We start from the raw sequence: 20,398 nt of genomic DNA, 5'->3' as shown, positions 1-20,398 counted from the left end.
AGCTTCGCCAGCGACGTATCTTAACCTGGGTTAAGAAATCGACCTATCCTACCGGTTATCAGCCAGTCGTTTCCGAATGCGTGACAGACTTTCGGGCTTGATACCGAGGTAAGACGCAATATGGTGCAATGGAATCCGCTCCATCACCTTGGGCCGTTCGGCAATGAGCTTGAGGTAGCGCTCTTCGGGCGTATCGAACAGTAACGAGGCTGTCCGACGCTGAGAACCGATCACTATATTCTCGGCCAGCAATCGCCCGAACCGCTCGAATACGGGTCGCTCGGCGTACAGTGCCTGCAGATCGGTTCGTTTAATGACCAGCAGTTCCGTGTCTTCGAGTGCATCGATGTACTGCACCGCTGGCTGCCCGGTTAGGAAACTCTGGTAATCACCAACCCAGGCCCCTTCGAAGAAAAACTGTCCGTTGTACTCATCCCCATCTTTCAGGTAATAGTAGCGCAGACAGCCCTGGTTGATGAAGGCGATATGCGAACACACCTCCCCGCCCCGCAGCAACGATTCGTGTTTGGCCAGTCGGCGCGGAGTGAGCAACGTAGCAAAGTACATAAACTCGTCGCGGGTAACAGGCAACAGCCGGTCCAGACTGATTTTCAGGCGGTCAAACATAGGGGTAAGCTACAACCTTTAGCGGAAAAATCCGCCTTCGAAATGCGCTCCGGGGCTGGTGACTTCCCCCAATCATTCGCCAGGTAAACGAACGTAATTAACTCAGGTGCACGAAACAGGCCAGCCAGACCCGGATTTTTGCCTGGGTTATCAACGCCGATACCCCATCACTATGTTGACATGACACGTTTATTCTGGTTTCCCTGGCTCGCTAGCCTCCTGTTGACCTCACCGGGCTTACTGGCCCAGCATCGCTTTCCCAAGCACGAGTTAAGTATCAATGGATTCCGGGCTCCGTCCATTGGTTTGGAATACCGCCACCGGGCATTCTCGGTCCATGGGGGTTATTACCTGACCAACCTGAGCCCAAACCTTACGACCCGCTTCATAAAAGCAGGGGTAACGGGCTGGTTTTTGCCGGTTGGCCAGCGGCCCAATCCGTCTTCGTTCTATGGATCGGTATCGTACCTGCGTGGTCTCAACCGCGATTACGAAGCCCAAAACGCAGCCTCGGCCGAACTCGGTTTTCGATGGATGGTCTGGCGCGGACTGAATCTGCGGATCGGCGCCATTGCGCTGGCGTCAGCAGGCCAGGCCATAAAAATCAATCCAACGCCGGGTATCAGCTATTCATTCGTTCTCCGATAATCACCCTGCTCTTATGAACTCACCAGAGAAAGTAATGCTGGCCCGGGCCGGTCAGCTGCTCATAGCCGGGGGTCTGCTGCTCCTGATTCCGTACACGATATTGACCAGTACGTTCGACTATCCGGACAGTTTACGGGCGGAGCCGGGCGCCGTGCTGAGCCGGTTCCAGGCGGGCGGGGCCAGCCTGATCTGGACCTGGCTGGCGTTCGCGCTGGTTGGTCTGCCCTTGATTCCGGGCTATGTGCTGCTGGGTCAGTGGGTCGACAAACGGGAGCCGGCAGTACGCTGGGCCACCACCGTCGGGCTTATTGGGCTGGTTGTGCAGCTGATAGGTCTGCTGCGCTGGGTATTTGTGGTGCCGGTGCTGGCTCGCATCTTCGTAACGGCCGATCGGGAAGCGGTTCGGGAGGCTGCCCGCCTGGCCTTTATCACCATCCATCAGTACGGTGGCGTGCTGCTGGGCGAGCACACAGGCCAGCTGTTTACCATTGTTTGGACGGTAGTACTCGCGGGGGCACTCGGCCGGGCCGGGCTCCTGAAACGGGGCTGGGTAGGGCTGGGCTATGTGGCTTCGACCATTTATCTGCTGGCCCAGGCCGAGCTGCTGGCCACGGTACTACCCACCTTCCCGGTCTGGAATCCGGCTGGTTTTCTGGGCAGTACGCTCTGGTTGATCTGGCTCATCGGACTGGGCCTGCGGTGCTGGCAGGTTAGCCAGGCTGAGAAATAAAAGCCCGGGGTTATGATAGAAAAAGGGGGTTGGCTATCTTCATACGGTAAAACCTAACTTCTGCAAGCCCTCATGCTTACCACAACACGCGTCAAACTGTCTGCTATGATGTTTCTCCAGTTCTTTGTCTGGGGAGCCTGGTACGGACAAATGAGCAAATACCTGCTCACGCAACTGAATGCCACCGGCGATCAGGTCGGCAACGCCTACGCGGCTTTTTCGCTCGCCATGATCATTGCGCCCTTCTTCGTGGGGATGATTGCCGACCGCTATTTTGCCGCGCAGAAAGTGCTGGGCATCCTCAACCTGCTCGGAGCGGGCGTGCTTTACCTGATTACGCAGAATACCGACCCGGGCAGTTTCTTTTACCTGATCCTGGCCTACTGCATCACCTTTGCGCCGACGCTCGCCCTGACCACATCCATTGCCATGCAGCAGATGACGAGCCCCGAGAAGGAATTTCCGGGCATCCGGGTGCTCGGTACGGTAGCCTGGATCGTGGTTACCAACATTGTTGGTTTCTACGGATTCGGCGATCAGGTCACGATCTTCCAGCTGTCGATGTACTCGGCGGTAGCCCTGGGTATCTTCTCATTCTTCCTGCCCGATACGCCCCCCAAAGCCACAGCCTCTACGTCGGTTAGCCAGATTCTGGGGCTCGATGCTTTCAAACTCTTCAAAGACCGGTCGTTCGCTATTTTCTTTCTATCGTCGGTGCTGATCTGTATTCCACTGTCGTTCTACTACGCCATGGCTAACCCCTCACTGACCGACGGCGGCATGCAGAACGTTGAGAACAAAATGTCGCTGGGTCAGGCGTCGGAGGTTATCTTCATGCTGCTGATCCCATTGGCCTATAGCCGGCTGGGTGTTAAGAAAATGTTGATCGTTGGCCTCATCGCCTGGATCGTGCGGTTCATCTGCTTTGGCTACGGCGACGTCTCGTCAGAGTGGCTCCTCTTCATTGCGATTCTGCTGCACGGCGTCTGCTACGACTTTTTCTTCGTGACGGGTCAGATCTATACCGACAACAAGGCCGGCGACAAAATCAAGTCCTCGGCACAGGGACTGATTACGCTGGCTACCTACGGCCTGGGTATGGGTATCGGCTCCAAACTGTCGGGTATCGTACTCGATATGTACACCCGCCCCGATGGCACCAAAGACTGGCTGTCGGTATGGCTCGTACCCGCCGGTATTGCCGCTGCTGTACTGATCATCTTCGTGCTGCTGTTCACCGATAACAAGAAATCCGTTCCAACCGAAGGAGAACTGGTAACAGGTCCTTTATAACGGGAAAGCCAAAAAAAACCGCCGAACACCAACGGGCATCAGGTCATGCCTCTCGGTGTTCGGCTTTCTTTGTCTGTCCTCTTCTCTTTTCATTAATGCAACTCATTTCCTACAATATCAACGGCATCCGGGCGGCCATGCGCAATGGGCTGACCGACTGGCTGAGCCGCAACGAATTCGATATTCTTTGTTTTCAGGAAGTCAAAGCCACTACCGACGTGGTAGACCTGGCGCCGTTTGAGCAGTTGGGCTACCAGTATCACTGGCACGCGGCCGAGAAGAAAGGTTACTCGGGCGTGGCTACGTTCTCCCGCATCGCTCCTACCAACGTTGTCATGGGCTGTGGTCTGGCCGTATATGATTGCGAAGGCCGCATTCTGCGCACCGATTTTGGCGACCTGACCCTGCTGAACTGTTACTTCCCCTCGGGCACCACGGGCGAGGTCCGGCAGGCGGTGAAGATGGAGTTTCTCCGTGATTTCTTCGAGTACGTCCAAACGCTGCGGCAAACCCGGCCCAACCTGATCGTAGTCGGCGATTACAACATTGCCCATACCGCCAAGGACATTCACGACCCCGTCCGCAACAAAAACACCACTGGATTTCTGCCCGAAGAACGCGCCTGGATGGATCAATGGTTTGGCTCCGGCATGGTAGACGCCTTTCGGTATACTCACCCCAACGACGTTGCCTACAGCTGGTGGAGTTACCGCGCTGGCGCCCGCACCAGTAACAAAGGCTGGCGCATCGATTACGCGTCGGTCAGCGAACCCATCCGCCACCGCATTGCCGACTGCCGAATGCTTCCCGACGCCGTCCACGCCGACCACTGCCCCGTTTGGTTATCAGTACAGGATTGAGGTCTCTGGTGAGGAGCGAGGTATATCTCCACTGTTTGCCCAACCCGTATGAACTGCACTGCTTCCTGATGTATTATCTGATCTACAAGCCGTACCTGATGCTCTCGCAGTTTTCGCGCGAGGGCGACAAACCCACGCTGGCCGATCTGGCGTACGACTTCCCGAGCGATGTTTATCCCGTTGGGCGGCTCGATGCCGACAGCGAAGGGCTGCTCCTCCTGACGAGCGATAAGCCACTCAATCATCGGCTGCTGAACCCCAGATTCAGGCACAACCGAACCTACTACGTGCAGGTAGATGGGGCGCTGACAGCCGAAGCCTGCCAGCAGTTATCGGCAGGGGTCACGATTTCGGTCGATGGCAAACCCTACGCGACCCTGCCCGCGCTGGCGAAACCGATTGTGGCGCCACCCCTGCCCGACCGCGACCCGCCCATCCGCTACCGAGCCGCCATACCGACCTCGTGGCTATCGATCAGTCTGCACGAAGGCAAGAACCGGCAGGTACGCCGAATGACGGCCGCCGTTGGGTTTCCTACGCTCCGGCTCGTGCGCTGGGCCATCGAATCACTCACGGCCGAAGGTATGATGCCCGGCGACGTTCGGCAACTGAGCCGGGGCGAGATCATGCAGGGTCTAAAGCTGTAGGCTGATCCATAGGCGCTTACAATATACCCTCGTCGGCAAAGCTGTAGTAGGCCTTGTCGGTAAAGATCAGATGGTCCAGTACCGGAATATCGAGCAGTTGCCCCGCGTCTTTCAGCTTACGGGTCAGTTCTTTGTCGGCCTGCGACGGGGTCAGGTTGCCGGAAGGGTGGTTATGAAACAGAATCATCGACGAAGCCAGGTACTCAATTGCCTGCTTGAAGATAATTTTGGGATCGGCCACCGTACCCGATACGCCCCCCGCGCTGATCAGTACCGGCCGCAGCACCTCGTTGGCGCGGTTCATCAGCAAAATCCAGAATTCTTCGTGCGGCTTATCGATCAGATGCGGAATCATCTCGTTGTAGGCATCGCGCGAGCAGGTGATTCGGGCGCGCTGCGGACGGTCCTGCTCTTTGCGCCGACGCCCTAGCTCAAGGGCAGCCACGATAGCGATGGCCCGCGCTTCGCCAATACCCCGAAATTTAGACAGGTCTTTGATGCTCAGCCGGGCCAGGTCATTCAGGTTGTTACCTACGCTCTTCAGGATGATTTTGGCGATATCGACCGCAGTCAGGTCTACCGTACCGGCGTTGATCAGAATAGCGATCAATTCGGCATCGGACAGGGCGGCTTTTCCCTTGAGCATCAACTTTTCACGGGGGCGGTCTTCTTCGGCCCAGCTTTGGATTTTTCCGGAGGTTTCGTAGGTCACGGCAGCAGTGAATCGGTCAGGAACTAAACACGAACTAACAAAATAGACACCATAAACCTCGCTGTTCTACCGCATTTCAGGCCAGTTAGGGCATAAAAAAACCTCACCCCGAAAAAGGTAAGGTTCTGATATGTCTCTGAATGACTGACAACTAGGCAGCAGCAGGCTTCAGACCGTTTACCAACCGAGCCAGTTTCGACTTGTTGTTAGACGCTTTGTTCTTGTGGATGATGTTGCGCTTTGCCAGTTTGTCCAGCGCCGACGATACGGTTTTGAACAACTCAACGGCCATAGCATGGTCGGTGGTGGTACGCAGTTTTTTCACCAGGTTCCGGGTCGTAACGTGCTGGTAGCGGTTCAACAGCCGCTTTTTGGCGCTCGACCGGATTGCTTTTTTTGCTGACTTATGGTTTGCCATCGGTATGTACTGTAAAGATCGTTTCGCGATATGAGGGCGCAAAAATAAGAAAATCAGTCAGCACATCCAAGCGTACTGACTGATTTTCTGTTATAAACCAACGCTTACGGCCGAATATCGGCATTGACGATCAGCGTTTTTTCCCAAACGCCCTGGTTCTGCGTTACAAACTGTTTGTAAGCTGGGCTGCTTTCAAAAATTTTAATGTCGGCCTCGCTCTGAAACGTCAGATAATGCACCACGTCATAGTCGGCAACGGCTCCGTTTGGCAAAATTGTCTTGCCAGACGTGTAACCAACGATGTTTGGAATTTCATGCTTTAGAGCGGCAAAACCGTTCATATGCTGCTCAACAGCTTGCGATTCAACCCCTTTTTTGAATTTCACACACACAATTTGCTGTTTCTGGGCTTTGCGCGCAGGTGAGTATGCACCATAGATTGTCAAAGCGAAAGCACACATCAGCACAACGATAAGGGCGTAACCCCGTGATTTTGGATTCATGACTATTGGTCTTTTTCTATTTTGCCAAATTTTGTTTCGATTTAACAAGCAGTTTTACAGAATAGTTAAATTATATATCCGTAAAGTGCCATGTTTTGTCAAATGTACAAACGTTTTGTTTGGTTGTATGTTTTTGTGGATTTTTTTTCGGGTTTGCTGAGCGGTCAAGCCGTACTGGCCTCCGATAAACCAGAACGAACCAGGCCCAACTGGGGGTTTTATGCCCATCAGCAGATTAACCGACTGGCCGTGTTCACGTTACCGGCCGAGATGATGCCGTTCTTTAAAAAACACATCGGTTTTCTAACTGATAATGCGGTCAACCCCGACAAACGCCGGTATGCCGTAGTTGGTGAGGCTCCGCGCCATTTCATCGACCTCGACGCATACTCCGATACCACAGCCGTTACCCTCCCCCGCTTTTACAAAGACGCTGCGGACCGGTACGGCGAAGACACGCTGGCGCTGCACGGCCTGGTACCCTGGCAGATTCAGCTGAGCAAGTACCAACTGACCGAAGCCTTCCGCCAGCGCGACGTTCGACGGATTCTCCGACTCGCGGCCGACCTGGGCCATTACATCGCCGACGCAAACGTGCCGTTGCATACGACCCGAAACTACAACGGCCAACTCACCGGTCAGCAGGGCATTCATGGCTTCTGGGAATCTCGTTTACCCGAACTCTTCAGTATGGACTACGATTTCTTCACCGGTCAGGCCGAGTATGTATACACTCCGCAAAAGGCAGCCTGGCGCGCCGTATTCAGCGCCCATGCGGCCCTCGACTCTGTCCTGCGACTGGAGCAGATACTTACGCAGGAAGTAGGAGAAACCCGCAAATACGGATTTGAGGAGCGAAACGGGATCACGACAAAAGTGTACGCATCCGATTTTTCGCGTCAGTATCATACCCGGCTGAGCGGGCAGGTAGAACGGCAGATGCGTGCATCGATAAAGATGGTCGGCAATTTCTGGTATACGGCCTGGGTTGATGCGGGCCAGCCGGATCTGAAGTCACTGGCCGGCTACCAGCTGACCGAGCAGGACAAAAATGATGAGGCAGCGGAGAAAAAGAGCTGGCTAAAACGACTGTTTTCAGCCCGGGAGGAGGGTTGATTGGTACGCGGCACCTGTTGAAACGGATTGACTCTAATTCCGGCGCAGGAAGACTTATTGGTTTTTCCTGCGCCGGAATACTACAATACTCGTAACCAAACGTTTACGTGAACGTTTAGTAGTCTGTTCAGGCAATAAATTACACAGTCAGCTTCTTCATATACTCAGCATCGTTCTTCATGCTGCCCAGTACTGACTCAGGATACTCTTCCTGCTCGACAATGAAATACTTCATACCATTGTTCATGGCCGTACGAAGCGTCTTCTTGAAGTCTACGTTACCCTTGCCAAGGTCGTCCTGAACCGGTTTACCGCCTACCTTCTTGTAATCCTTGATATGGCACAGTTCGTAGCGCTTGCCGTACTTGTTCAGGTGAGCAACGGGGTCCTGACCTGCTACATCAATCCAGCACAGATCCAGCTCGAACATGACATTTTTGGGGTCGGTGTTGGCTAGTAGGTACTCCTGTGGGATCTTACCGTCGAGGGGCTTGAACGAATAATCGTGGTTATGGTAACCAAACTTCAGCCCACCCTTACGGACCTGCTCACCAACCGTATTGAACTTGTCGGCAATTCGTTTCCAGTCGTCGAACGTCTTCTGGGCTCCAATGTAGGGACAGAGCAGGTAGCTCAGGCCAGCGCCGTTCGCCATATCGATGCTCTTACCCAGGTCTTTGTTCATATCGAAGTGGGTACTGATCATTTTCACGCCCAGCCCATCCAGAAACGACTTCATTTCCTTCGGCTGCATACCCCACAAAAAGCCCTGCGGTCCACTGTAGCTCTCAAACTGTTTGTAGCCCATCTGAGCCAGTTGCGTCATGACTCCTTTCGGGTCTTTGGGCAGAATATCGCGGGTGCTGTAGAGTTGAACACCAAAAGGGTTAATGGCTTTGCCAGGCGCGCTGGCCAGTAATTCATGACTTAGGGTAAGGGCACCTGCCGAAAGCAGGCCAGCCTGCTGGAGAAACGAACGTCGTTGCATGATAGTAGATGGTTTTGCAGAACTAAAACGTAAAAATGGATTTGTTCTACGCATTTTTTTGTCATAACCCTCAGGAAACTCCACAAAGGCACTTTTGGGCGAACCGCACCGCCCTGATCGTCAACTGCTCTGGCCGACATACAAAGCCTATCGTATCTTTGCATTCTTTTCTGATTCTGAATGACGTATTCCAAGTTATATCTGCAGGCCGGGCGCGACGAAGCCGTTCGGCGGTTTCACCCCTGGGTTTTCTCCCGGGCCATTGGTCGGTACGAAGGGAATCTGGCCGATGGCGACGTGGTTGAAGTCTACGACCGCAAAGGGCAGTACCTTGCCACGGGCCATTACCACGACGGCAGCATTGCTGTGCGTATCTTTTCCTTTGGCGCAACAACCGGCGGACCCGTTACGCCAGACCTGGCCTACTGGACCGATAAGCTGACGCACATCCGCAGCATCCGGCAGGCTATCATCAACGACGATACCAACTGCTACCGGCTGGTGCATGGCGAAGGCGATGGATGCACAGGCCTCATTATTGATATGTACAATGGCGTGGCCGTTTTGCAGGCTCACTCCATCGGGATGCACCGCGAGCGACAGCTCATTACCGAGGCCCTGCGTGCGGTTTTCGGTGATGAGCTCAAGGCCGTTTATGACAAAAGCGCCGAAACCCTGCCCGACGAGTACGGCGCCAGCGTAACCAACGGCTACCTTTTTGGCCGGACACCCGTTCCGCACCCGGTGCAGGAAAATGGTAACATGTTCCTGATCGACTGGATCACAGGCCAGAAGACAGGATTTTTTCTCGACCAGCGCGACAACCGGGCGTTGCTGGCCCGGTATGCGCCTGGCAAACGGGTGCTGAACGCCTTTTGTTATTCGGGTGGCTTCTCCGTCTACGCCCTGCAGGCCGGAGCTAGTGAGGTGCATTCGGTCGATGTGTCGCAGAAAGCGATCGATCTGACCAACCAGAACGTAGTAGCCAATTTCCCCGATCAGACTGACCGGAACGCACCGGGCCAGCACGAAGCCATTGCCGACGACGTTATGCATTACCTGAAACACCAGGATAGCCAGCCGTATGATATCGTTGTGCTTGACCCGCCGGCCTTTGCCAAAAGTCTCTCGGCGCGGCACCGGGCCGTACAGGGCTACAAACGGCTGAACGCCGAAGGACTTCGGCGGGTAGCCAAAGGGGGTATTCTCTTTACGTTTTCGTGCTCGCAGGTGGTCGATCGCGAGTTATTTTACAACACCATCGTTGCGGCTGCCATCGAAGCCGGGCGGCAGGTGCGCGTTCTGCACCACCTGAGCCAACCCGCCGACCATCCGGTAAGCCTCTTCCACCCCGAAGGCGGTTACCTCAAAGGGCTGGTGCTCTGGGTCGAGTAATAGAAAAGCCTGCCGAACGATACAACCTTGGCCGGTTTGCGCTAATTTTGGCACGTAACCTGTCCCGACTACGAACAACCCGATTTATACAGACTATATATGGCTGAATTGATTCGAATGCCCAAGATGAGCGACACCATGACCGAAGGGGTCATTGCGGAGTGGCATAAGAAAGTGGGCGATAAAGTTAAATCCGGCGACGTCCTGGCTGAAGTCGAAACGGACAAAGCCACTATGGACCTCGAAGCTTATGAAGAAGGCACCCTGCTCTACATAGGCGTCGAGAAAGGCTCGTCGGTGCCCGTTGATGGCGTTCTGGCTGTCATCGGAGCCGATGGTGAAGATTACAAATCGTTACTAAACGGTTCGAGTGGTGGCAGTCAGGAAGCCCCGGCCGCCGAAACGCCGAAACCGGCGCCGGCCGAAGCGCCCGCTCCCAGCGGAGACGCCAACAAAGCTGAGGTAGCGACCAACCTGCCCGACCAGAAAGCGGTGTCGGCTGCCCCGGCCGAAAACGTCAACGCGTCAGTAATCCGGATGCCGAAGATGAGCGACACCATGACCGAAGGAACGATCGTGGCCTGGCACAAGAAGGAAGGCGATACGGTAAAATCTGGCGATATCCTGGCCGAAGTCGAAACCGACAAGGCCACTATGGACCTCGAAGCCTACGAAGAAGGCACCCTGCTCTACGTTGGGGTGAAAGAAGGCGCCGTTGTCGGAGTCGATGAGATCATTGCCGTTGTCGGCGAAAAAGGCGCCAACTTCAAAGTCCTGATCGACAGTGGCGGAGCACCGGCTCCCCAGCCTGCCGCCAGTGGCGCTCAAACCGCCGAGCAGAACCCGCAGGCATCGGCACCGGCCAATGCCGCAACGGATCTGTCGTACGGGGGAGAAAAAGGCGACAATGCCGAATCGAACGGTCGGCTGAAGGCGTCGCCCCTGGCCAAACGCATTGCCGAAGAAAAAGGAATCGACCTCAAGCAGGTTCAGGGATCGGGTCCCGAAGGCCGCATTGTGAAAAGCGATGTTGAATCGTTTGTTCCATCGGCCGCTCCGGCCAAACCCGCAGCCGCACCAGCTCAGCCAGCAGCCGACGTATCGAAGCCAGCAGCCGCTTCGCAGCCCACACCGGCCGCTCAGCCTGCGCCCGCAGCCGGCGACTACGAAGATGTACCGGTAAGCCAGATGCGGAAAACCATTGCCCGCCGGCTTGGCGAAAGCATGTTTACGGCTCCCCACTTCTACCTGACCATGGAAATCAACATGGACAAGGCGATGGAGCTGCGCGGTACGGTCAACAGTGTGAGCCCGGTTAAGATATCGTTCAACGATTTCGTACTTAAAGCCGCGGCCGTTGCGCTCAAGCAACACCCGAACGTTAACTCGTCATGGCTCGGCGATAAGATCCGCAAGTACAAGTATGTCAACATTGGCGTCGCTGTGGCGGTCGATGAAGGGCTACTCGTTCCGGTGGTTCGTAACGCCGACCAGAAAACGCTGTCGACCATCGCGGCCGAGGTGAAAGAAATGGCGGGAAAAGCCAAGGACAAAAAGCTCCAGCCCAAAGATTGGGAAGGCAGCACCTTCTCGATCTCGAACCTGGGCATGTTCGGCATCGACGAGTTTACCGCCATCATCAACCCACCCGATTCGTGTATTCTGGCAGTAGGTGCTATCAAACAGTCGGTTAAGTTTGAGGGTGATACGGCCAGGCCTACCAACATTATGAAGGTAACCCTCTCCTGCGACCACCGCGTGGTCGACGGAGCTACGGGATCGGCTTTCCTGCAAACGCTGAAAGAAATGCTCGAAAATCCGATGCGGATGCTGGTATAAATACCATCAGATACAACGAAGAAAGGGAGCCAATTGGCTCCCTTTCTTCGTTGTATCTGATGTATGCTTAGAGCGCGGCTGGCTACAGAGCGGCCTGGAGTTTTTGCTCCAGCACACTCTTCGCCACAGCACCAATTACTTTATCGACCAGCTGACCGTTTTTGAAAACCATCAGCGTCGGGATGCTGCGGATACCGAACTTGGCGGGCACCTGCGCATTCTGATCGACGTCCATTTTCGCGATAACGGCTTTACCTTCGTATTCGCCAGCCAGTTGCTCAACAACCGGCCCGATCATCTTACATGGTCCGCACCATTCGGCCCAAAAGTCGACCAGTACGGGTTTGTCTGAATTTATCAGTTCGTTGAAGTTCGCATCGGTTGCTTCAACAGCCATGGATCCTGCTGCCATGAGTGAAATCTGTTTATTGGGTTGAACTTGTTTCAGACGTATAAACCCGCGCGGGCCGGTTTAGTTCCGAATCTACGCGACCTTACACGTGACACCCTCCATGGCTTCGAGCGCCCGCAGAAACGAGTTGGCCGGCGACACTTTCAGGGTACGCGATTGCAGGCTGACTTCGATTCGTTCGTTCGGGTCTACTACGTTCAGCGACAGCGTACAGGTGCCGGGATGAGCGCCGATCAGTTCATTGAGCTTAGCTACCAGTTGCGCGTTTACCGAATCCAGCATCAGCGACACCCGTATTTCCTTACACATCTTGTCGCGCATTTCGGTCAGCAGCCGAATGTTAACCGGTTTGAATTCGAGTTGCTCGGAATTCCATCGGTTCTGCGTTTTTCCGGTAATGTGCAGGAAACGACCCACGTCTACGTATTGCCCCATCCGCACGTAGTCATCGCCGAAGAGCGCCATTTCAATTGCCGTATTGTAATCTTCGATCTTGAAAATGCAGAACGGGTTACCGTTGCGGGCAATCTTGGTCTGCATGGCCGTGACAATACCCGCTACTTTAATTTCCGGCGATTTGACTTCGTAGATCTTATCGAGCGTACAGTTGCAGAAACCGTCCAGTTCGAGCCTGAACTCGTCGAGCGGATGGCCGGTGATATAAAAGCCAACCACGTCTTTCTCGAATTTGAGTTTTTCGATCTGGTTCCACTCCGGCACGGTGGGTGGTTTGGGCCGGGCAATCATCGGCTCTCCCCCCATCATGGCCCCGAACAGCGACTGTTGAGCGGCTGCTTTCTCGGCGTGGTAGTTGTTGGCATACCGGATTACCTTGTCCAGGAACGGCGAGGTATCTCCTTCGCCCAGCTCGAAATACTGCGCCCGGTGGTATTCGTCGATGCTATCGAACGCGCCGGCGTAGGCCAGCGATTCGAGAGTTTTCTTGTTGACCGTGCGCAGGTTGACCCGAATGGCGAAGTCGAAAATATCCTTGAAGGGCCCACCGGCTTTACGCTCTTCGATAATGGCTTCTACGGCTGCATCGCCCGCGCCCTTGATGCCACCGAGACCAAACCGGATTTCGCCTTTGTCGTTCACCCCGAAGAAACGCTCCGACTCGTTTACATCAGGGCCCAGTACCGGCAGGCCAAGATTCTTACATTCTTCCATGAAGAACGTAATTTTATCGATAGACCCCAGGCAGCTGGTAAGAACGGCCGCCATGTACTCCGACGTGTAATGGGCTTTGAGCCAGGCGGTCTGGTAAGCCACAAACGCATAACAGGTCGAGTGCGACTTGTTGAAGGCGTAACTGGCAAAGGCTTCCCAGTCGGTCCAGACTTTCTCGCAGATTTTGAGGTTCAGTCCGTTGGCCGCGCAGCCTTCCATAAACTTACCCTTCATCTTGTCAAGCACGTCTTTTTGCTTCTTACCCATGGCTTTCCGTAGCACGTCGGCATCGCCTTTGGTGAAGTTGCCGAGCTTCTGCGACAGCAGCATCAGCTGCTCCTGGTATACGGTAATGCCGTACGTATCGGCCAGGTACTCTTCCATTTCGGGGAGGTCGTACTTAACCTCCTCACGTCCGTGTTTCCGGTTGATGTAGTTCGGAATGTACTGGATCGGGCCGGGGCGGTAGAGCGCGTTCATGGCAATGAGGTCCTCGAAGCGGTCAGGCTTGAGGTCCTTCATGTGCTTCTTCATACCGTCGGATTCGAACTGGAAGATTGCGTTGGTTTCGCCCCGCTGAAACAGTTCATACGCTTTCGGATCATCGAGCGGAATAGCGTCGATGTCGATGGTACGTCCGTAGTTCTGCTTGATCAGCCGCAGACATTCCTTGATAATGGTCAGGTTGCGTAACCCCAGAAAGTCCATCTTGATTACGCCCGCGTCTTCAATCACCTTGCCCTCATACTGGGTAATGATGAGGTTGGTATCCTTGGAGGTCGAGACGGGCACAATATTGGACAGATCGTCGGGCGCGATGATGATACCGGCCGCGTGAACACCCGTATTCCGAACCGTACCTTCGAGCCGACGGGCCTGCTGCAGCACGTTCTGGACTTTTTCGGTATCAATCAGCTTCATGGCACGCCCTACGCTCTGATCACCCGCTTCGAGCGCCCGCATCCGCTTTACATTCTCGACCTCGTCCGGCTGAATAAGGCCCGACAGTCCACCCGGTCCATCGATAGGGTCTTCGAAGATCCGCCGGAGGGTCATGTTATAAGTCGGCTTATCGGGTACAAGCTTGGCCAGGGCGTTGGCGTCGTTGAGGGGCAGATCCATGACCCGGCTCACGTCCTTAATGGCCGACTTGGCCGCCATGGTACCGTAGGTCACAATAGCCGCCACCTGCTGCTTTCCGTACTTATCGACCACATAATCGATCACCTTCTGGCGTCCTTCGTCGTCGAAGTCGGTATCGATATCGGGCATTGACTTCCGGTCGGGATTCAGGAATCGCTCGAACAGCAGGTCGTATTTGATGGGGTCGATGTTGGTAATACCGATGCAGTAGGCCACCGCGCTACCGGCCGCGCTACCCCGTCCCGGACCGACCATAACGCCGAGGTCGCGCCCGGCCTTGATGAAGTCGGCCACGATCAGGAAGTAGCCCGCAAAGCCCATTGTTTTAATCGTAAACAGCTCAAAATCGAGTCGTTCCTGCACGTGGCTTTCGATCTCGCCGTACCGCTGCCGGGCGCCCTCGTAGGTAAGGTGTTTAAGGTATTCCCACTGGTTCAACACATCGTCGGCGTGCAGCTGGAACTCCTGCGGAATGGGGAAGTTGGGTAGCAGAATGTCGCGCTTGAGTTTCAGCGTCTCTACTTTTCCAACAATTTCGTTGGTATTGTCAATGGCTTCGGGCAGGTCGTGAAAGAGGGTGCTCATCTCCTGCGTGTTCTTGAAGTAGAACTGATCGCTGAAGAACGCAAACCGGGTCCCTTTCTTGGCGCCTTCGTCTTCGTTAAACTCTTTCTCGGAAGGCGTAGCCAGTTTTTCGCCGGTGTTTACGCAGAGCAGAATATCGTGGGCCACCCAGTCATCGCGGTCTACGTAGTGCGAATCGTTGGACGCAATGATCTTGACATTATACTTCCGGGCAAACTTGACCAGCACCTCATTGGCCTTGATCTGATCGGGTATTTCGTGGCGCTGCAGCTCAACATAATAATCCTCCCCGAAGCGATCGAGCCACCATTTGAACTCAATTTCGGCGGCTTCTTCCCCTTTCTTCAGAATTGTTTTCGGGACAATAGCTCCAATGCAGCAGGTGGTTGCAATGAGTCCTTCTTTATACTGGTCGATCAGCGCCTTCGTAACCCGCGGATACTTGCCATACAGGCCTTCCATGTAGCCCAATGAGCACAGCTTAGCCAGGTTTTTATACCCCTGCGCATTCTTGGCCAACAGCAGCTGGTGGTACCGAATGTCTTTCTGTTCCTTCGTAAACTGTTTTCGGGTATGATCGTCTACCACATAGAATTCGCAGCCTACGATGGGTTTGATGCCCTGTTTGCTGGCTTCGGCCACAAACTCGAAAACACCGAACATATTGCCGTGATCGGTAATCGCCACGGCGGGCATATTATCTGCTTTAGCCTTCTTGACCAGCTTTTTTATATCAGCCTGCCCGTCGAGCAGCGAATACTGGGTATGACAATGGAGGTGGGAGAATTGCATGGATACTGTTGTCTGAACCGGGATCCGTCTGATTTTTTGGTTACCCAGATAATGAGTACGACCGATACCTGATTGGATTCGCGTTGCTAAAAATAGTTAAATCCAACTGGCAGATGACTACTCTAGAACGAGAAAAATCACGTCTACTTTACAACCAGCTGTAAATGAATTATTTTGCTATTCAATCTAGACTGATAACTTATAAGTGAGGTCTATGAAAAAATCTTTGTATGCTATATTACCTGTTCTGATGCTTAAAGAGTCCTTCATAATATCTTCCTAAGTTTTTTTGCGCTTTCGACAATAAAACAAAGCAAGAGGGTATCTCTCTTTCAAAATCACTCTCGGTGTCGTCTTTTTTTATGGGATTTGCATGACCATAGTGATTTCTCTTGTAGTAAAGCAATTCGTCAGTTTTCCAGTTTGCACCTGTAGCATTAAAATACTGCCTGTATATTTTCAGCTTATCCCTCCATTTGAAGTCAATTACTGAAAGTACTTGACCAGTTAAGGCCTTTTCTATCGTATCTTTGTTCTTGTGATTTGAATATTCAAGTACCTTTCTTCCAAAGGCTGACAGCATTGTAATTTCTCCAGACTTCTCTACCAAATCATCATGAATTTTAGATATGTGTATAGTATTGATTCCGTATAAAACAATTTCTTCTAACTGTTTTATATAGTGGAAAGATGCTTCTATCAAATTTTCTTTTATTGCGGCTTTCTCCATCAAAATATAGCTATTAATTAGGTTTTCTTTTATAGTATGTTCATCCTTATATAAGTCAACCGCCCTCATTAGTATTTTCTCTAAAATACAGTGATACTCGTCTTGTGAAGTTACAAATAGAAATTTGTCATCGTTATTCATTTTCGTACGTTATTGCTAAGTAAATTTATTTGAATTAAAAAATTTTGAATATCTTTATCTTCTCCTCCCCGTACCATTTTTAAAAATTGAATTTTCCCATACAGAACATTCTGCAATTTGGGGATTTTACGTTTTCGTTGGAAAACGGCGGTTTTCGGGTAAAGCTGTTCAAAGCGGACTTGGGTAGTTTCCTCACCTTGCTTTTGCCAGTTATGGAGTATTGCCCGGAGATTGCGAATATAATCACGGTTCACGTTTATTTTCTCATTGATGACGACTCCTGTTACTTCTTGTCGCTGATTGGGGCGTAACAGCCGGGTTTTCTTGCCATTGACCATAAAGCCTTCTTCATCTAGAATCTTACCCAAGCCATAGCTAAAACTCTTTCGCGATTCATGCGACAACTGATCGAAACTTAGGGAAATATCATCAGCGTAGCGGGTGTAAGTAAGGCCATGTTTGGCTGCCAAGCCGCTGATTCGGTAGTCCAACCTCTTACAGACGAGATTAGTTATAATGGGCGATGCTGGCGAACCCTGCGGCAAGCGTCCTTGTAAACAGCAGAAATTAGCTACAATATGAGCCAGTTCGGGAGTTAAGCCATAATCAGGCAGTTGCAAGACCGCTTTAACACGGCCAAAATGAATCGTAGGAAAGAAGTCTTTCAAATCAATGTTGAAAACGTGCTGCTTACCCACGTGCGGCCGGGCGTTAGTTACGATACTCCGGTTCCGCACAAATCCGTGCGCGGCTTCACTAGGTTGATACAGGTGACTAAACACAACGTTCAGCAGCCGCTGAATTTGCTTTAGCCTTTCTTCCGGCGCATGAATGATTCGCTCACCACCAGATTTCTTCGGCATCCGATGCTCTTTGTACTTACTTTCTAGGTTATAGTAGTAATGATACACCTGCCGCACAGAAAACGACTTGTGTTCCAGTTCCAGTTTTTTCGCGATCAGTTCACCCGTCAGATTGAGCAGTGTCGTTAAATCAGCCAGATTTCTGCCGGAACGTAGGGTATTGGTAATCGTTTGCAGCTCGTCGGGAGTAAATTCCATCAACGTATAGAAAAAGAAGCACCTGCGGTTATCATCAAAAAAATAAAAATTCAAACAGCAGCAGCGTTTTAACCTTGAAAGTGGGCTATAACGCATTAAAGCATGGCGTAACGCCATACAGGTCAAGATTTTGCCGCAGGTGCTTCGTACAAAACTACACAAAAGCTGTTACGCAGCCCATGTATATAATTCTTTCCGGGCGCGGGTCAGAGCGGTGTACCGCCAGCGTAAGCTGGTCTTTTGGTAATCAGCATACAACGCGTTTCGATGGATGATTACGTTGTCCCACTCACTGCCTTGCGCTTTGTGGCAGGTCATTGCGTAGCCAAAACGTAGCATAATTGGATTATAAAACGGACTGCTCTCTATCCGGCCGTGCGTGTGTTTCTGCATCTCAGCATGAAAGTGTTTTGCCATTTCTTCATCGAGTACACCCCTCGAATCAGGGTCAGTACTAAGCGTGTCGAGCAGTGTTTTCGCTGTTACAATTACTGGGCCCCCATCTGCATTCTGGAAAGCTAACTCAACATCCGCGAAAGTAAGCCCGGCGTACTGCTCAGTTTTGCCTATAGCTCGTACATAGCCTGTTTCGCCATTGAAGACAGTTTGCCCATTGCTTTGCCACGTTTGATGTACAACGACTTGATCATCAACATGCAATTGATCCTGCTCGTAGCCAAACTGTTTACGAACAGCGCGATTCCAATAATTTACGTCTTTGTTGGAATTAGCAATTAGTATGACCTTGTCAGTATTCGCTGGATCGTACAACCGCTCGAAGTGTTGCGCCATTTGCCAAGACTTGCCGGTTATCCTAACCTGAATACGGCTGTTGTCAGGTTGTAGTCCCTGCTCGATACAGTCGCGTATATAGGTCGCATTGTCAATAATGTACGAACCGGCTCTGGCTCGCATTACTTCACTCAAAAAGTAGTCTTGAGTGTCCAAGCCGAAGCTGTGATGTAAATACTCAGCCTGCAAGGCAGGTGAATAATTTTCGGAATCGCCTGGCTGAACCGGCGGTAGCTGACAGGGATCGCCAATGAATAAAAATTTATTCTGAGCGTTTCCCCGTCTGGCATAACCAATTAAGTCTGAGAGTAACGCCCCCGCCTGTACGAACCGTTCGCTGCGGGAAAATGTATCGCTAATCATAGACGATTCGTCTACCACGTACACTGTGTACTTCTCTTCATCGTTCGGCTTACTCATAAACCGAACCCCAAGTCCATTAGGCAACTGCTCAATCTTGTAAATCGCCGAGTGAATGGTTCGGGCCGGGAGCGACGAGCCAGAAGCCATATTCTTGGCGGCTTTTCCTGTTGGGGCTATCTGAACCACACCGATACCCTGTTTCAGAAGGTGACTCACAATATGGCGCGTGAGGAACGTTTTACCAGTCCCGGCCGAGCCTTTCAGAATATGAGCATCGCTACCGAAGCCCGGACTCATCAGCGAATTCGTAATGCTGGAAAAGTAAGCTGCCTGCTGATTATTGAGAGAAGTAGATGTGTTGTTGGTCATACATGCAGAGGCTTTTGGTTAGAAGCCGGTTGCAAAATTATTTTTTAAGTATGCAATCGTACTGCATACTTAAACTTATCTTTGCGATTACTATGCCAGCAACAAAAGAACAACTTCGCCGATTGATGGAGCTAGACAAGTTCTTCCAGAACGGGCACCGGTGGAAGGCTATCGACTTACTGCGTAAATTGGAGCAAGAGGCCGATATTCAAATCAGTGATCGTACTTTAAAGGACGACCTTGCCTATCTGATTACCGAGAGTAATGGTATATTGATAAGGAAAAAAATTGGCCGAGAATGGCTGTGGTTCTACGAAGAAAGCACCTACTCACACTTTAAAAAATCGTTGCTACCTGCCGAAGTCGCCGATCTGCGAAAAATGATTGTAACGTTCAAGGAATGGGGTGATTTACCTTTCTGGCAGGAGATAGAACTACTACTGAATCAGTTTGAAACCAGATTTTCTTTTGACAATAAACCCAATCGCAAACTGATAGAATTTCAAAAACCCATTTCTATTGGTGGCAGTCAGTGGTTAAAGATGTTATATGAATGTGTTGATAAACGTAACGTAGTAAAAATTGTGCATCGTTCACTGCGTAAAGGAAATAACGTTACTGTCGAGGTGTTACCATTACTTTTAAAAGAGTATAATAATCGCTGGTGGCTGATTGTCTGGTCAGGGAGTATGATAATGCCCATTGCGCTAGAAACTATATACGACGTGGAGTTCTCAGAAACTGAGATAGAAGAACCCCTAAATTTTGATCCAGAAACCTACTTTAACAATATACTAGGAGTAACTAAAAACCAGGGAGAGATAGAGACAATTCTACTACGAATTTCGCCCGAGAGCGTTAACTATTTAATAACTAAACCGTTACATGAATCACAGAAGCCGATGAACGACGAGGGAACAGAAATTACTCTTCGCCTTATTCCTAATTTCGAGTTACAGCAAGCAATTCTTCAATATGGTCCTCAGATAGAAGTACTTGAGCCCGAAAGCCTACGAAAAGCAATCAGCGACAAGCTAAAAGAAGCATCGCAGATTTACAATTAA

Annotated in this window: 19 protein-coding genes; 9 read left to right on the top strand and 10 right to left on the bottom strand. The window is 51.9% G+C overall.

Annotation, left to right across the window (positions count from 1 at the left end; genetic code table 11):
- Window positions 1-48: 48 nt before the first annotated feature.
- Entirely contained in the window at window positions 49-627 is a 579-nt protein-coding gene (locus FBR45_RS04565; RefSeq protein ID WP_129600413.1) for a Crp/Fnr family transcriptional regulator, read from the bottom strand.
- Window positions 628-807: 180 nt separating this feature from the next.
- Here FBR45_RS04565 and FBR45_RS04560 point away from each other — a divergent pair, with 180 nt between their 5' ends.
- The 5 genes from FBR45_RS04560 to FBR45_RS04540 all read left to right on the top strand — a co-directional run bounded on the left by FBR45_RS04560 (window position 808) and on the right by FBR45_RS04540 (window position 4,805).
- The gene (locus FBR45_RS04560) at window positions 808-1,275 is read left to right on the top strand and encodes a class I SAM-dependent rRNA methyltransferase (protein WP_138499727.1); all 468 of its coding nucleotides are present in this window, start codon (window positions 808-810) and stop codon (window positions 1,273-1,275) included.
- Between the two features lie 13 nt (window positions 1,276-1,288).
- Window positions 1,289-2,005: a DUF4386 domain-containing protein gene (locus tag FBR45_RS04555; RefSeq protein WP_138499724.1), complete on the top strand. Its 717-nt coding sequence runs from the start codon at window positions 1,289-1,291 to the stop codon at window positions 2,003-2,005.
- Between the two features lie 72 nt (window positions 2,006-2,077).
- On the top strand, window positions 2,078-3,298 hold the full coding sequence (locus FBR45_RS04550; protein ID WP_138499722.1) for a nucleoside permease: 1,221 nt from the start codon (window positions 2,078-2,080) through the stop codon (window positions 3,296-3,298).
- 95 nt (window positions 3,299-3,393) lie between these two features.
- Complete coding sequence (locus FBR45_RS04545; RefSeq protein WP_138499719.1) at window positions 3,394-4,158, top strand: exodeoxyribonuclease III; 765 nt, start codon at window positions 3,394-3,396, stop codon at window positions 4,156-4,158.
- A 68-nt stretch (window positions 4,159-4,226) separates the two neighbouring features.
- Window positions 4,227-4,805: a pseudouridine synthase gene (locus tag FBR45_RS04540; protein ID WP_138501926.1), complete on the top strand. Its 579-nt coding sequence runs from the start codon at window positions 4,227-4,229 to the stop codon at window positions 4,803-4,805.
- Between the two features lie 16 nt (window positions 4,806-4,821).
- On the opposite strand, the gene radC is transcribed toward FBR45_RS04540, so the two are convergent.
- From radC to FBR45_RS04525, 3 genes are all read right to left on the bottom strand, one after another.
- A complete protein-coding gene (gene radC, locus FBR45_RS04535) occupies window positions 4,822-5,517 on the bottom strand; it encodes a RadC family protein (RefSeq protein ID WP_138499717.1) in 696 nt (231 codons plus the stop codon).
- A gap of 151 nt (window positions 5,518-5,668) precedes the next feature.
- On the bottom strand, window positions 5,669-5,935 hold the full coding sequence (gene rpsT, locus FBR45_RS04530) for a 30S ribosomal protein S20 (protein WP_077919215.1): 267 nt from the start codon (window positions 5,933-5,935) through the stop codon (window positions 5,669-5,671).
- 104 nt (window positions 5,936-6,039) lie between these two features.
- The gene (locus tag FBR45_RS04525; RefSeq protein ID WP_077919216.1) at window positions 6,040-6,438 is read right to left on the bottom strand and encodes a Dabb family protein; all 399 of its coding nucleotides are present in this window, start codon (window positions 6,436-6,438) and stop codon (window positions 6,040-6,042) included.
- A gap of 90 nt (window positions 6,439-6,528) precedes the next feature.
- Between FBR45_RS04525 and FBR45_RS04520 the strand changes: the two genes are divergently transcribed.
- Entirely contained in the window at window positions 6,529-7,554 is a 1,026-nt protein-coding gene (locus FBR45_RS04520; RefSeq protein ID WP_138499715.1) for a zinc dependent phospholipase C family protein, read from the top strand.
- 139 nt (window positions 7,555-7,693) lie between these two features.
- Here FBR45_RS04520 and FBR45_RS04515 read toward each other — a convergent pair whose 3' ends face one another.
- Window positions 7,694-8,542, bottom strand: a complete 849-nt coding sequence (locus tag FBR45_RS04515) for a sugar phosphate isomerase/epimerase family protein (RefSeq protein WP_138499713.1) — start codon at window positions 8,540-8,542, stop codon at window positions 7,694-7,696.
- Window positions 8,543-8,722: 180 nt separating this feature from the next.
- Here FBR45_RS04515 and FBR45_RS04510 point away from each other — a divergent pair, with 180 nt between their 5' ends.
- Together FBR45_RS04510 and FBR45_RS04505 are read left to right on the top strand one after the other, a co-directional pair.
- Window positions 8,723-9,937, top strand: a complete 1,215-nt coding sequence (locus FBR45_RS04510; protein ID WP_138499711.1) for a class I SAM-dependent rRNA methyltransferase — start codon at window positions 8,723-8,725, stop codon at window positions 9,935-9,937.
- A gap of 99 nt (window positions 9,938-10,036) precedes the next feature.
- A complete protein-coding gene (locus FBR45_RS04505) occupies window positions 10,037-11,776 on the top strand; it encodes a pyruvate dehydrogenase complex dihydrolipoamide acetyltransferase (RefSeq protein WP_138499709.1) in 1,740 nt (579 codons plus the stop codon).
- 82 nt (window positions 11,777-11,858) lie between these two features.
- On the opposite strand, the gene trxA is transcribed toward FBR45_RS04505, so the two are convergent.
- The 5 genes from trxA to FBR45_RS04480 all read right to left on the bottom strand — a co-directional run bounded on the left by trxA (window position 11,859) and on the right by FBR45_RS04480 (window position 19,334).
- Complete coding sequence (gene trxA, locus FBR45_RS04500; protein ID WP_138499707.1) at window positions 11,859-12,188, bottom strand: thioredoxin; 330 nt, start codon at window positions 12,186-12,188, stop codon at window positions 11,859-11,861.
- Window positions 12,189-12,260: 72 nt separating this feature from the next.
- Window positions 12,261-15,878, bottom strand: a complete 3,618-nt coding sequence (dnaE, locus tag FBR45_RS04495; RefSeq protein WP_138499705.1) for a DNA polymerase III subunit alpha — start codon at window positions 15,876-15,878, stop codon at window positions 12,261-12,263.
- 238 nt (window positions 15,879-16,116) lie between these two features.
- The gene (locus FBR45_RS04490; protein ID WP_138499703.1) at window positions 16,117-16,749 is read right to left on the bottom strand and encodes a hypothetical protein; all 633 of its coding nucleotides are present in this window, start codon (window positions 16,747-16,749) and stop codon (window positions 16,117-16,119) included.
- Window positions 16,746-17,810 (bottom strand): reverse transcriptase domain-containing protein, encoded by a 1,065-nt coding sequence (locus FBR45_RS04485; RefSeq protein WP_171044831.1) that lies wholly within the window; start codon window positions 17,808-17,810, stop codon window positions 16,746-16,748. Before FBR45_RS04485 ends, FBR45_RS04490 begins: the two co-directional genes overlap by 4 nt.
- Window positions 17,811-17,978: 168 nt before the next feature.
- Entirely contained in the window at window positions 17,979-19,334 is a 1,356-nt protein-coding gene (locus FBR45_RS04480) for an ATP-dependent DNA helicase (protein ID WP_138499699.1), read from the bottom strand.
- A 92-nt stretch (window positions 19,335-19,426) separates the two neighbouring features.
- Here FBR45_RS04480 and FBR45_RS04475 point away from each other — a divergent pair, with 92 nt between their 5' ends.
- Window positions 19,427-20,398: a helix-turn-helix transcriptional regulator gene (locus tag FBR45_RS04475; RefSeq protein WP_171044830.1), complete on the top strand. Its 972-nt coding sequence runs from the start codon at window positions 19,427-19,429 to the stop codon at window positions 20,396-20,398.

Source organism: Spirosoma lacussanchae (assembly GCF_005870035.1).
GTDB lineage: Bacteria > Bacteroidota > Bacteroidia > Cytophagales > Spirosomataceae > Spirosoma > Spirosoma lacussanchae.
Note: the sequence above shows the minus strand (reverse complement) of the source record. Positions and strands in the feature narration are given on the sequence as shown.